Origin of the sequence: Litoreibacter halocynthiae (assembly GCF_004365635.1) — a bacterium.
Classification (GTDB): Bacteria; Pseudomonadota; Alphaproteobacteria; order Rhodobacterales; family Rhodobacteraceae; genus Litoreibacter; species Litoreibacter halocynthiae.
In genome coordinates this window covers 504,825-516,927 of sequence record NZ_SOBH01000003.1, presented here as the reverse complement: position 1 = coordinate 516,927, position 12,103 = coordinate 504,825, and the positions used below count along the sequence as shown (strand labels likewise).

Annotated in this window: 12 protein-coding genes; 3 read left to right on the top strand and 9 right to left on the bottom strand. The window is 59.9% G+C overall.

Translation table 11 applies throughout. The annotated features are described in order from the left end of the window. Window positions 1-11 precede the first annotated feature (11 nt). Window positions 12-527 (bottom strand): PhnA domain-containing protein, encoded by a 516-nt coding sequence (locus BDE40_RS14320; protein WP_134015622.1) that lies wholly within the window; start codon window positions 525-527, stop codon window positions 12-14. Window positions 528-642: 115 nt separating this feature from the next. Between BDE40_RS14320 and BDE40_RS14315 the strand changes: the two genes are divergently transcribed. Beyond that, window positions 643-1,809, top strand: coding sequence for a geranylgeranyl reductase family protein (locus BDE40_RS14315; RefSeq protein ID WP_134015620.1), 1,167 nt, complete (start codon window positions 643-645; stop codon window positions 1,807-1,809). Here the strand turns inward: BDE40_RS14315 and BDE40_RS14310 are convergent. Beyond that, the gene (locus BDE40_RS14310; RefSeq protein WP_073145481.1) at window positions 1,806-2,009 is read right to left on the bottom strand and encodes a dodecin family protein; all 204 of its coding nucleotides are present in this window, start codon (window positions 2,007-2,009) and stop codon (window positions 1,806-1,808) included. The genes BDE40_RS14315 and BDE40_RS14310 overlap by 4 nt on opposite strands. Window positions 2,010-2,104: 95 nt before the next feature. Here BDE40_RS14310 and BDE40_RS14305 point away from each other — a divergent pair, with 95 nt between their 5' ends. Beyond that, window positions 2,105-2,671 carry a gamma-glutamylcyclotransferase family protein gene (locus BDE40_RS14305; RefSeq protein ID WP_134015618.1) on the top strand — a complete coding sequence of 189 codons (567 nt, stop codon included), beginning with the start codon at window positions 2,105-2,107 and terminating at the stop codon, window positions 2,669-2,671. 6 nt (window positions 2,672-2,677) lie between these two features. On the opposite strand, the gene glpK is transcribed toward BDE40_RS14305, so the two are convergent. Together glpK and glpD are read right to left on the bottom strand one after the other, a co-directional pair. After that, window positions 2,678-4,162, bottom strand: coding sequence for a glycerol kinase GlpK (glpK, locus tag BDE40_RS14300; RefSeq protein ID WP_134015616.1), 1,485 nt, complete (start codon window positions 4,160-4,162; stop codon window positions 2,678-2,680). Continuing rightward, window positions 4,162-5,730, bottom strand: a complete 1,569-nt coding sequence (gene glpD, locus BDE40_RS14295; protein ID WP_134015614.1) for a glycerol-3-phosphate dehydrogenase — start codon at window positions 5,728-5,730, stop codon at window positions 4,162-4,164. The genes glpK and glpD overlap by 1 nt, the downstream gene beginning before the upstream one ends. 94 nt (window positions 5,731-5,824) lie before the next feature. On the opposite strand from glpD, the gene BDE40_RS14290 reads away from it, so the two are divergent. Further along, a complete protein-coding gene (locus tag BDE40_RS14290; protein ID WP_134015612.1) occupies window positions 5,825-6,583 on the top strand; it encodes a DeoR/GlpR family DNA-binding transcription regulator in 759 nt (252 codons plus the stop codon). 7 nt (window positions 6,584-6,590) lie between these two features. Here BDE40_RS14290 and BDE40_RS14285 read toward each other — a convergent pair whose 3' ends face one another. The 5 genes from BDE40_RS14285 to BDE40_RS14265 form a co-directional block, all read right to left on the bottom strand. Continuing rightward, entirely contained in the window at window positions 6,591-7,421 is an 831-nt protein-coding gene (locus BDE40_RS14285) for an NAD-dependent epimerase/dehydratase family protein (protein ID WP_134015610.1), read from the bottom strand. A 31-nt stretch (window positions 7,422-7,452) separates the two neighbouring features. Further along, window positions 7,453-8,856, bottom strand: coding sequence for an L-serine ammonia-lyase (locus tag BDE40_RS14280; protein ID WP_134015608.1), 1,404 nt, complete (start codon window positions 8,854-8,856; stop codon window positions 7,453-7,455). Between the two features lie 81 nt (window positions 8,857-8,937). Next, window positions 8,938-10,203: an ABC transporter permease gene (locus BDE40_RS14275; RefSeq protein ID WP_134015606.1), complete on the bottom strand. Its 1,266-nt coding sequence runs from the start codon at window positions 10,201-10,203 to the stop codon at window positions 8,938-8,940. After that, window positions 10,200-11,006, bottom strand: coding sequence for a taurine ABC transporter ATP-binding protein (locus BDE40_RS14270; RefSeq protein WP_134015604.1), 807 nt, complete (start codon window positions 11,004-11,006; stop codon window positions 10,200-10,202). Before BDE40_RS14270 ends, BDE40_RS14275 begins: the two co-directional genes overlap by 4 nt. A gap of 78 nt (window positions 11,007-11,084) precedes the next feature. Then, window positions 11,085-12,089, bottom strand: a complete 1,005-nt coding sequence (locus BDE40_RS14265) for a taurine ABC transporter substrate-binding protein (RefSeq protein WP_134015603.1) — start codon at window positions 12,087-12,089, stop codon at window positions 11,085-11,087. Between the last annotated feature and the right edge of the window lie 14 nt (window positions 12,090-12,103).

Below are 12,103 nucleotides of genomic sequence, written 5' to 3'. Positions count from 1 at the left end.
TTCTTTGTCCGCTACTTTTTCTTCACAAACTCGGTCAGGATCACGATCCGCTGCCCCTCGACGCGGCCCTCAATGTGGCCCGCATTGTCCGCCACCAGCGAAATGCTCCGCACGGCAGTACCACGCTTGGCGGTAAACCCGCCGCCCTTCACCGGCAAATCCTTGATCAACACCACATTATCGCCAGCCGCCAGCAACGCCCCGTTGGCATCGCGATGCTCCAATGGCACATCCGCCGCCCAAGCGGCCAGGTCATCATCAAGATAAACCATGTCCAAGGTTTCTTGCGCCCAAGACGCCTCAAGCTTGCGAAGCTGGCGCACGGCATGCACCTGCACGGCAGGAACCTCGGACCACACGGCGCTCTGAAGGCACCGCCAATGGCTGTCATCCGCATCACCGGAGGCACAGGTCGCACATAGCGCAACAACGTCTTCGCGCGGCGTCACTGCCATACCGACCGATGCCTCAGCACCGCAAAACTCACACGCCCCGTTGCTGCGCGCCATAACTGTCTCTGGTATCATGAAGTGTTCCTATTCTGCTGAGACGTGATCTATCCGGAACAGGCGCGGAATACCATCGCGCCCTAGGGTGCAGTCGCGCATTGGCAGCACCGCCCCGATCCCCTAAAAGCCACCCATGTTGGAATATGATCTGATCATAATAGGCTCCGGCCCCGCAGGCTCTGCCGCCGCAACCTCTGCGGTGAAGGCCGGACTGTCGGTCGCCGTCATTGATAAGGCCACGTTCCCGCGCGACAAGTTATGCGGCGGGTTGTTCACCGGACGCAGCGAAAAAGCGATGCGCGCGATATTTGGCCGCGAAATCAGTGACGATCTGTTTGTGACCACCAACCACATGCGGTTCCTGTCCAAAGGCCGCGTGCTGGCGGATATCCCCAATGCCCCGCCCGTCCACCTGACAATGCGCCGTGACTTCGATGCCATGCTCCATGCCGAGGCCGTCGCCGCGGGGGCGACCCCCTATCTGGGCCAGCCGATCACAGAGCTGGGGGACAACACGCTCACGCTTAAAGGTGGCACCACACTCGGCTTCAAAGCGCTTATCGGGGCTGACGGGGTAAATTCCTTCGTGGCGCGCACGCTATTTGGCAGGCCGTTCAATCCTGACACCATCGGGTTCGGCCTAGAGATCGAGTCCCCCCGCACCACGTCCCGCGACGACGCGGTCGAGGTGGATTTCGACGCCGCAAGCTGGGGCTACGGCTGGTCGTTCCCAAAGCGAAAAACCGTGACCGTCGGGGTCGGCGGGATCAACTCTTGCAATGACGACATGAAAGCCAACATGTCCGCCTATGTCGACCAAACCGGCAGTGACGCAAGCCTGCGCTACAAGGGGCAATACCTGCCCTTCGGTGACTACAAAAAGAAACCCGGTCGCGCGCATATCCTGCTGGCAGGCGACGCGGCGGGCTTGGTTGATCCAATCACGGGTGAAGGCATCGCCCTTGCCATGGAAAGCGGCCATCACGCTGCGGTCGCTGTGGCCAAGGCCCTGAAGGACGGGCAGCCCGAAGCCGCTTTGGGTCACTACATGAAACTGGTGAAACCAATTCAGCAATCTCTCGATCAGGCGAAGATGTGGCGGATGATCATGTTCCCCAAAGCGACCGAGGGCTATTTCAGGAAAGCCTTCGAGCGGGGGAGTTCCCTGCAAATGAAGTATCTGAAGCTTCTGGCAGGGGAAGCGGAATACGCCGATTTGCGCGGTGCGCTGCTGCGGCGTATTCCAAAGCTTGGCTGGCGGCTTCTCAAGCACCGCCTCGGGTTTAAGGGCCCGGCTTAGTCTTCCAGAACGAAGGTCACTTTCAAGATCACACGGTATTCAGATATCTTGCCGTTCTTGACGGTGCATTTTTGGTCCTGAACCCAAGCACCTTCGACGTTTTTCAGCGTCTTGGACGCCCGCTCGACACCACTTTCGATGGCATCTTCAAAGCTTTTTGTAGAGGACGAGATGATTTCGGTAACGCGTGCAACTGACATTTTGATTTCTCCGGTTTGAGTATGAACACCTACGCTACGCTGTTTCGCCAAGAACTCAACTTGTGCCTGCGGGGAAAATCCGGTCACATCTGGCAATGCGTGATCCATTCTTCTTCGGCTACGGCTCTTTAGTTAACGCCGCGACCCACAACTACACCTCTACTCACCCTGCCAAACTGGCGGGGTGGCGGCGGGTGTGGCGGCATACATCAATGCGTGATCTGGCCTTTCTCAGCGTTGAACCGGCTGAGGGCGTCCAGATCGACGGGCTCATTGCCGAAGTGCCAAACGCCGATTGGAATGCGCTGGACCTGCGCGAAACAGGCTACTTCCGCAGCCAACTGCCCGAAACCTCCCTCAACCATCAAGCCGGGCCTGTAGAGGTGCAGATGTATCAAACGCACACCAATCAAGACGCCTCACCCGCGATGCAACACGCGATTCTGCTCAGCTATGTTGATGTGGTCGTGCAGGGCTTTCACAACGTATTTGGCGAGGACGGGGTAGAGCAGTTCTTCAAGACCACCGCAGGCTGGGACACTCCGATTTTGAACGACCGTTCAAATCCACGCTATCCGCGCAGCCAGTCCCTTTCCCGTGCAGAAACCGAACTGGTTGATCACCACCTCGCCGCCCTGAAGGCGCAGCTCATCTCTGGTTGAGCGCGCCTAAACCGACATCGTCGCCTTAACGGCTTTCTTCCAGCCGGTATATTTCTGGTTCCGCGTCGCGTCGTCCATATCCGGCTCGAACCGGCGCTCCAACGCCCAGTTCCTCGCGAAGCCGTCCATGTCGGGGTAAATCCCCGCCCGCGATCCGGCGAGCCATGCAGCCCCCAAGGCCGTTGTTTCCAGCACTTCCGGCCGATCCACCTGCGCGCCGATAATGTCGCTCAGGAATTGCATCGCCCAGTCACTGGCCGTCATGCCGCCATCGACGCGCAAGACGTCTTCGCCGTCCGCGTCCCAGTCCGCCTTCATCGCTTCCAGCAAGTCGCGCGTTTGGTAGCCCACGCTTTCCAGCGCGGCGCGGGCTAACTCTTCCGGCCCGGTCCCACGCGTCAGGCCGAAAATCGCACCACGGCAATCCGCATCCCAGTACGGCGCACCCAGACCTGTAAAGGCAGGTACCAAAATGACCTCTTGGCTCTGGTCCGCTTTTTCGGCCAATGGCTGCGTTTCACTGGCATCGCGAATGATCTTGATCCCGTCACGCAACCATTGAACCACAGCACCCGCGATAAAGATGGAGCCTTCCAAGGCATAGGTCGGCACCCCGTCAAACTGATAGGCAATCGTCGTCAGCATCCGGTTTTTCGATGCAACTGGCGTATCGCCCGTGTTCAGCAACGCAAAGCAACCCGTACCATAGGTCGATTTCATCATCCCCGGCTGGAAGCAGGCCTGACCAACGGTCGCCGCCTGCTGATCCCCCGCAACACCTAAGATGGGCAGGGACTTGCCAAACAAATCCGCGCGGCACATGCCGAAATCAGCGGCACAATCCTTCACCTCTGGCAGCATCTGCATCGGGATGCCCAACATCTCGCAGATGGTGCTGCTCCAGCGCCCCTTGCGAATGTCATAAAGCAATGTCCGCGCCGCGTTGGTCGCGTCCGTCACATGCGCAGCGCCGCCAGTCATTTTCCAGATCAAAAAACTGTCGACGGTGCCGAACAGCAACTCGCCCGCCTCCGCCCGCTCCCGAACACCGTCCACGTTCTCCAATATCCAGCGCAGCTTGGTGCCAGAGAAATAAGGGTCCAGAAGCAGCCCCGTCCGCTCTGTGAACATCGCCTCATGCCCCGCATCACGCATTTCACGGCAATATTCCGATGTCCGGCGGTCCTGCCAGACAATCGCGTTATGAACAGGCTTTCCAGTGGCTTTGTCCCAAACCAAGGTGGTCTCACGCTGGTTGGTGATGCCGATCGCCGCAATCTCTTCAGCCGTGATCCCTGCGCGTTCAATCGCCGCGCGGCACGTCCCTGCGGTCGTGGACCACAGGTCGTCGGGATCATGCTCGACCCAACCGGATTGCGGGAAGTGCTGCTCGAACTCTTCCTGCGCCGACGCGACGATCTTCATGTCACCGTCAAAGATGATCGCTCTGCTCGACGTCGTCCCCTGATCAATTGCCAGAATATGTGTCATTAGCGCCCCCGCTCCGTCTGCATCCACTCGTCCAGCAGATTGATCTCAGCCTCGCTCATCCGCAACCCCAGTTTGGAGCGCCGCCAGACGATATCATCCCCGTGTCGCGCATATTCATGCGCCATAAGCCAGCGCACCTCGCGCTCCGTCAGGTTGGCCCCGAAGTTCCGCCCCAGATCCGAAGGGGCGCCAGCATCTCCCAACATCCGCCGCGCGTCGGTGCCATAGGCCCGAACCAAACGCTTCGCCCACGCATCATCCAGAAACGGGTAGTCGACGATCAGCCCTTCAATCAGGTCTTGCACCCCGTCGACCGGAAAATCACCCCCCGGCAACGCCACACCAGCAGTCCAGTTGTCCGCGATGTCCCCGATAAACGGCGCTATCTTGGCCAGCGCGTTCTCTGCCAGCTTGCGGTAGGTCGTGATCTTGCCGCCAAACACGTTCAGCATCGGCGCACCATCATCATAGACGCTCAACACATAATCCCGCGTCGCCGCCGTCGCGGATTTCGCGCCATCGTCATAAAGTAGCCGAACCCCCGAATAGGTCCAAACCACGTCATCCTTGGTGATGTCGTGCTTGAAATACCCGTTGGCGAATTTGATCAGATAGTCACGCTCTTCATCCGTGCAAACCGGCTTGGACGACACATCTGGGTGCTCCGCGTCGGTGGTGCCGATCAATGTAAAGTCGGTCTCATAGGGGATCGCGAATATGATCCGCCCGTCTTCACCTTGAAAGAAGTAGGCTTTGTCGTGCTGAAACAACCGCTTGGTCACGATATGGCTGCCCCGAACCAACCGAACGCCCTCGCTTGAATTGGTCCGCGTCACCTGCCGGATCACGTCTTCCACCCACGGGCCGCCTGCATTGACGAGCATCTTGGCGCGTCGCTCAAAGGTCTCGCCCGTCTCCCCATCAGTCAGTGAAATCACCCAATGCTCATCCGCGCGTCCGGCCGAGGTCACCTTGGTTTGCACCATAATCTCCGCACCGCGCGCCTCTGCGTCGCGGGCGTTCAGGACCACCAAACGCGCATCCTCGACCCAGCAATCGGAGTATTCATAGGCAAAGGTGAAGCGGTCCTCGATGCCTTGCCCCACATCGTCGGTGGTCAGATCAACCTTGCGGGTTGCGGGCAATATTTCGCGCCCCCCCAGATTGTCGTATAAAAACAGCCCCAACCGGATCAGCCATGCGGGTCGCCGACCCTTCATCCACGGCATGAAAACACTCAGCAGCTTCGATGTCGGCGTGTCCCCCTCAAAGCGCATGTCTTTGTGATACGGCAACACAAACCGCATCGGCCAGCTGATATGCGGCATCGCGCGCAGCAAGGTTTCGCGTTCAATCAAGGCCTTACGCACCAGCCCGATCTCGAAATACTCCAGATAGCGCAACCCGCCGTGAAACAGCTTGGTCGAGGCGCTGGAGGTGGCCCAACCAAGGTCGTTCATTTCCGCCAAGGATACCGACAAACCACGACCCGCCGCATCGCGGGCAATCCCGACGCCGTTAATGCCACCGCCAATGATAAATAGGTCAACAATGTCGTCCTGCGCCATCTCGCGACTCTCCTTGGGTTCGGCACCAGTAATCACAAGTTTACTTTCGTTTGGTCAAGGTTTACTTTCGTTTTTACGTCAATTGGAGCAAGTTATGGCCGAAAACTTCAGACAATCCGAAATTCTGGACATAGCGCGCCGCAAGGGTCGGGTCAGCGTCGAAAAGCTGGCGCGGCGCTTTCAGACTTCCGCCCAAACCATTCGCAAAGACCTGTCCGACCTGTCTGATACCGGGCATCTGAAGCGGGTTCATGGCGGGGCCATCCTGCCCGAAAACGCGTCGGTCATCGGCTACGAGGACCGGCGGAAGCTGAACCACACCGCCAAGACCCGCATCGCCAAGGCCTGCGCCGATGATATCCCCGAAGGCGCTTGCGTGTTCCTGAATATCGGCACCACAACCGAAGCCGTGGCCCGCGAGCTGCTCAATCACACCGCGCTGATGGTGGTGACAAACAACCTGAACGTGGCAAATATTCTATCCGCCAGCCCCCAGATCGACGTGATGGTTGCTGGCGGCACTTTGCGCCGCTCCGACGGCGGGCTGGTCGGGGCGATGACCACCAAACTCATCGCCCAGTTCAAGTTCGACTATGCGGTCATCGGCTGCTCGGCCTTGGACCATGACGGCGATATCCTCGACTTCGATATTCAAGAGGTCGATGTCAGCCAAACCATCATCGCACGGTCCCGCAACACGTTCCTCGTGTCAGACACATCGAAGCTCCAGCGCACCGCACCAGTTAAAATCGCCTCGCTGGAAAACATCGACCGCTTTTACACCGACGCACCATTGCCCCCTTCCTTGGGGCAAAGCTGCGCGGCGTGGGGCACTGAACTGGTTCAGTGCTAAGGCCACATCAATCGTCGTCCGGTATACCCATCAACGCCATCGGGCTGACGCCAAGCGTGGCAGAGGCGAAGGGCCCACCGTGGCAGGTGAGCCCCAGATCATTCAAATCCGCAGGCGGTGTTTCGGCCAGAATTTCCGCCGCATAATCCTCGGCATTGTCTTTCGGGCGATAGCCCAGATGCGACGCCGACGCGTTATCGACAGGCGAGCGGTCATTGTTTGAAACGCCATAGATCACCGTGAACCCCACCACAGGCGTATCAATCGCCCGCGTCACCACCTGCACCAGATCGTCAGGGCTTAGCCATGACCCCAAAGCACGGGCGTTCCCAGGCCGCGAGGTCGCGGACAGGATGCGGATATGGACCGACTCCAACCCTTCCTTTTCCCAGAACATGCGCCCCAGATCCTCGGTAAAGCACTTCGCCAGCCCATAGTAAGTATCAGGCCGGTGCGGCATATCGGGCGTGATCGCCACGGTCTTCGGATACATCCCCATCGCATGAATTGACGAAGCGTAAACCACGCGGCGCACGCCATGCTCTTTTGCGGATTGCCAGATATTGTAGGAGCCGACGAAGTTCGGACCCCAGATGTCCTCGAACGGCACCTCATCCACCAGCGCGCCGAAATGCACGACCATATCCGCGCCTTCCAGCAGCGGGCGGATATCGTCCATCTTCGCCAGATCGGCCTGCACGAATGTCTCGTTCGCGGCCAGATCGCCTACGCTCTCAGAAATGTCGGTGGATAACAGTTCCTCGCACATCGCGGCCAAAGGCGCGCGCAGGATTTTCCCAAGGTTTCCGGCGGCGCCGGTCAACACGATCTTCTTCATGGTGATATCTCCCAAATCAATCGGGATGACCTCAACACTCCGGAATGTTGACCGCAAGCCCCCCTTGCGAGGTTTCCTTGTATTTCGTGCTCATATCAATGCCGGTCTGGCGCATCGCCTCGATGCAATTGTCCAGCGGCATGAAATGCGTGCCATCCCCGCGCAGCGCCAGCGAGGCGGCGGACACCGCCTTGATCGCGCCCAGCCCGTTGCGCTCGATGCACGGCACCTGCACCAGCCCCGCAACCGGATCGCAGGTCATGCCCAGATGATGCTCCAGCGCGATCTCGGCGGCATTCTCCACCTGCTCGTTGGTGCCACCCAAAGCCGCACACAGCCCCGCCGCTGCCATGGAAGACGCCGAGCCGACCTCCCCCTGACACCCGACCTCTGCCCCCGAAATCGAGGCATTATGCTTGATCAACCCGCCAATCGCCGCCGCCGTCAGCAGGAACTTGCGTTGGCCGTCTTCCGTCGCGCCGATGCAATGCTCGCGGTAATAACGCAGCACGGACGGCAGCACCCCCGCCGCCCCGTTGGTGGGCGAGGTCACGACCTTGCCCCCCGCCGCGTTTTCCTCGTTCACCGCCATGGCGTAGACGCTCATCCAGTCGTTGATCGTGTGCGGCTGGCTTCGGTTCATTCCCTGTTCGGCCAGCAACTGGTCATGGATACGCTTTGCGCGGCGCTTCACGTTCAGCCCGCCCGGCAAAATCCCGTCCATCCGCAACCCGCGATCGACGCAGTCAAACATCGCGTCGCGGATCACCGTCAGGTTCCGGTCCAACTCCGCACGCGACATCGTGGCCAACTCGTTGGCCTCCTTCATCTGCGCGATGGTTTTGCCATGGGCCGCGCCCATCTCCAGCATCTCAACCGCCGAGCCAAACGGATACGGAAACCCCGCCTGTTCCTTCTGCACATGCAGGTCCGGCTCTTCATTCGCCAGCTCGGCCTCGGTCATCACGAAGCCGCCACCGACGGAATAGTAGGTCTCCTGCATATACAGGTTGCCCGCCGTGTCCCACGCTTTCAGGATCATCCCGTTGGCATGTCCCGGCAGCGTTAGGTCATAGTCGAAAACCACGTCTTTGGCCGGATCAAGCGACAGCGCAGGCAGCCCCTCGGGCCGCACGACCTTTTCCACCGCCAGGGTCTCGATCAACCCATCCACCGCATCAGGATCCATCGTCGCGGGCAGATACCCCATCAGCCCCAGCATCACCGCGCGGTCCGTCGCGTGACCCTTGCCGGTAAACGCCAAAGAGCCATGCAGCGACGCCGAAACGCCCGCCAACTCCCCCGCGCCCGGTTCCTTTTCACGCCCGCCACGCAGGTCGTCCAGAAAGCGCCCCGCAGCCGTCATCGGCCCCATGGTGTGGGACGAAGACGGGCCGATGCCCACTTTGAATATGTCGAAGATACTTAGAAACATACGGGCATATACGGCCCAAACGAAAACCGCCGCCTATCGAAACAAGACAGGCGGCGGTGAATTCACGACATGGGCCAAGATTTAGCTGCGGCCCTTCCAAGGCACCAGCAGACGCTCCGCCCAGCGCATCAGCACGTCGATGGAGAACCCAATGACACCGATCAGGATAATCCCCATCAACACGATGTCCGTGTTCTGGAACTTCGAGGCCACCATAATCATCATGCCCGCACCCTTCTCGGCGGCGACCAGTTCGGCGGCCACAACGGTGCCCCAACATACGCCCATCGCGACCCGCGCGCCGGTGAATATCTCCGGCAGCGAGTTCGGGATGATGACGTGCCGCATGATCTGCCACTTGGACGCGCCCAGCGAGTAGGCCGCATGCACCTTGGTGATGTTGACCCCCGACACGCCGGACCGCGCGGCAATCGCCATGATCCACAGCGCCGCAAGGAACAGCAGCACGATCTTGCCGACCTCGCCAATGCCGGCCCAGATAATGACCAGCGGGATCAGCGCCAAGGGCGGCACGGGCCGCATGAACTCTACCACCGGATCAAACCAGCCGCGGAACCAGTTGGACAGGCCCATGGCATAGCCCAGCGGAATGCCCACGGCGGCCCCGATCAGGAAGCCCACGATCACGCGGAACAGCGAGTATCCAAGGTGTTCCCAAAGCGTCGAGTTGCGGAACCCTGTGTTGGAAATCTCCACCAACCGGCTCGCGACCTTTTCAGGCGGCGGCAGGTACAAGGGCTGCATCTGCCAGCCGGTCTTCGGCTCGATGTTCAGCGTGCCCTTGGGCGTCATGGCCACGCGGGCAAAGTCGGTCATGACCTCGCCACCCGGCGCAATCGGCTTGCCGTTCACGGCAACGATCAGCGCGCCGTCGCCGCGGCCCAACTCGTCATTCGCATCTACCCGCAGCAGCTTGGAGCGGTATTTCACAATCGAGACAGAGTCGTTCTTGGCGAACCCGTCCCCCGGCGCGACCGCCGGAACCGCGGCATCGCCGTCGGCTTCATGCACGTTGACCGTGACAGTCCCCTCATCGGTCTTCCCGTCCGCATCGACCGTGTAAGTGAACACGCCCGTGCCGGTAAAGGCGGCCGGCGCATGCAGGAAGGACGGGATCAGGCTGGAGCCGGTGAACGACCCCCACAGCAGAAAGATCGTCACGATTGATATGACTGACGCCGCACGGTTTGGCCGCACTGCGCTTTCATCCCCGAAGGTCACGGTTTTAAGCGATGTGTAATCGTTCGGGCGTGCCGAGGCGGTGATGTATTTCACCGCAAAGAAACCGCCGATGAAGATGGCGACGTAGATTGCAAGAATGGTCATGCGCTTTCCTCCGTGCGGCCCATAATCTCCTCTTCCATGTCCCAGATCATGGCGAGGATTTCCTCACGGGTCTTGGCATAGTCGGGGTGCTTCTTCACCTCCCGCAGGTCCTGGTCGACACCAAGATCGGCAAACGGCAAGCGGTATTCCTTGTGGATGCGGCCGGGGCGCGGGGCCATGACCAGCAACCGCTCGCCCAACAGCAGCGCTTCCTCGACCGAGTGGGTGATCAGGATGATCGTCTTGCCCGTCTCTTTCCACAGCTTCAGCACAAGGCTTTGCATCTTCTCGCGGGTCAGCGCGTCCAGCGCGCCAAGTGGTTCATCCATCAAGATCACGTCGGGATCATTGGCCAGACAACGGGCAAGCGCCACACGCTGTTGCATCCCGCCGGACAGTTCGTAGATGGCCTTTTCCTTGAAGTCCTGAAGGCCGACAACGTCAAGCAAATGGTCCACATTCGCCCCGTACTGCGCTTCCCGCTCGCCTTTCATACGCGGCCCGAAGGCGACATTTTCGCGAACGCTCATCCACTCGAACAAGGCACCTTGCTGGAACACCATACCGCGCTCGGCGTCTGGTCCCTGTACGGTGTGCCCGTTCATCGCGATGCGCCCTTCGGTCGGGGCCAGAAAGCCCGCAACGATGTTCAGCAACGTGGTTTTACCACAGCCCGACGGGCCAAGAACGCTCATCAGCTCGCCCGGTTTCAGCTCGAGCGTGACGTCCTTCAACGCTTGCACTGATCCGCCGTTGGGCAGATCGAAGCGCATGGAAATATTTTCGATTGTTAGGCCCGACATGGCTGCCCCACTCCTTGTTAATTCGGATTCGGAAGTGAAAAGGGTGGCGCGGAAACCCCGCGCCACCCCTAGTCGGTGCTACATTTCAGACGCAGCTTGCAGCGGGCCTGTGTTCACAGTCGCCTCATAGCTTTCGAGCGCCGCATCAATGGATTTGGCCTCCACAAATACGTCAGCCACACCCTTCATGAAGGTCTGTGCGCCGCCGCCGAGCCACGTGCCGCCAAGCTGATCTGCAATGCTCGGGAACGCAAACCCTGCAAGGGTGGACGCTGTTGCTGCTTCATCCATACCAGCGTCTTTAGCAATCACTGGCAGCATTTTCGCGTGGTTGGCCTCATCGGCCCACATTGCGTTGGCGTCTGCGGTGACCTTCAGGAATTTGGCAGCCATGTCGCCATTCTCAGCCACGAAACCAGCCGGTGCAGAGGTCACATCGAACACCAGAATGCCGAGCGCTTCTTTTTCAGCGCCAGTCAACAGGATGTTGCCAGCCTCTTTCATCGTACGCAGCGCGCCGCCCCAGCCACAGGCCATATCAACGGAGCCTTGCGCAAGTGCCGCAGCACCTTCAGCAGGGGCCATGTCGACGACGCTCATGCTCGTAATGTCCACGCCGAAGTGGTTCATCTGGCTCAAGAAGCCGTAATGCGCGGCGGTGCCCAGTGGAACCGCAACCTTTTTGCCAGCCAGTTCGCCAGCGGAGTCTTTGTCGATTTCCAGGCCCGAAGCGACAACGCAGTTATCGTTCTCGGAGTAGGACACAGCCACGTCGAGGATCTGGATGTCCTGGCCCGCAGAGGTCGCAACCACGAAAGGTGGCACACCTTGGGACACGGAAATGTCCACGTCGCCGGATGCCATGGCCGCCGACATCGCAGTGCCGGTGTCGAAGGATACCCAAGTCACAGGCGCGCCCAGCGCCTCGTCATAGGTGCCGTTCACCTTGGCGTACTGGAATGGCATCGGCCACTCGAGGAAATAGCCGACGGTCAGCCCGTGGCCATCAGCCATGGCAGCTTGTGCGCCGGACAGCAGTGCAACGCCAGCAACGGCGCTCATCAATTTGGTGGTTAGTTTCATATGTTCATCTCCCA

What these genes read in the sequence shown, in the direction of transcription:
- BDE40_RS14290 (WP_134015612.1), top strand. Translation starts at nt 5,825, where the DNA reads ATGGCCGAAAACTTCAGACAATCCGAAATTCTGGACATAGCGCGCCGC.
- BDE40_RS14280 (WP_134015608.1), bottom strand. Translation starts at nt 8,856, where the DNA reads ATGTTTCTAAGTATCTTCGACATATTCAAAGTGGGCATCGGCCCGTCT.
- glpK (WP_134015616.1), bottom strand. Translation starts at nt 4,162, where the DNA reads ATGACACATATTCTGGCAATTGATCAGGGGACGACGTCGAGCAGAGCG.
- BDE40_RS14315 (WP_134015620.1), top strand. Translation starts at nt 643, where the DNA reads ATGTTGGAATATGATCTGATCATAATAGGCTCCGGCCCCGCAGGCTCT.
- BDE40_RS14275 (WP_134015606.1), bottom strand. Translation starts at nt 10,203, where the DNA reads ATGACCATTCTTGCAATCTACGTCGCCATCTTCATCGGCGGTTTCTTT.
- BDE40_RS14270 (WP_134015604.1), bottom strand. Translation starts at nt 11,006, where the DNA reads ATGTCGGGCCTAACAATCGAAAATATTTCCATGCGCTTCGATCTGCCC.
- BDE40_RS14305 (WP_134015618.1), top strand. Translation starts at nt 2,105, where the DNA reads ATGCGTGATCCATTCTTCTTCGGCTACGGCTCTTTAGTTAACGCCGCG.
- BDE40_RS14265 (WP_134015603.1), bottom strand. Translation starts at nt 12,089, where the DNA reads ATGAAACTAACCACCAAATTGATGAGCGCCGTTGCTGGCGTTGCACTG.
- BDE40_RS14310 (WP_073145481.1), bottom strand. Translation starts at nt 2,009, where the DNA reads ATGTCAGTTGCACGCGTTACCGAAATCATCTCGTCCTCTACAAAAAGC.
- BDE40_RS14320 (WP_134015622.1), bottom strand. Translation starts at nt 527, where the DNA reads ATGATACCAGAGACAGTTATGGCGCGCAGCAACGGGGCGTGTGAGTTT.
- glpD (WP_134015614.1), bottom strand. Translation starts at nt 5,730, where the DNA reads ATGGCGCAGGACGACATTGTTGACCTATTTATCATTGGCGGTGGCATT.
- BDE40_RS14285 (WP_134015610.1), bottom strand. Translation starts at nt 7,421, where the DNA reads ATGAAGAAGATCGTGTTGACCGGCGCCGCCGGAAACCTTGGGAAAATC.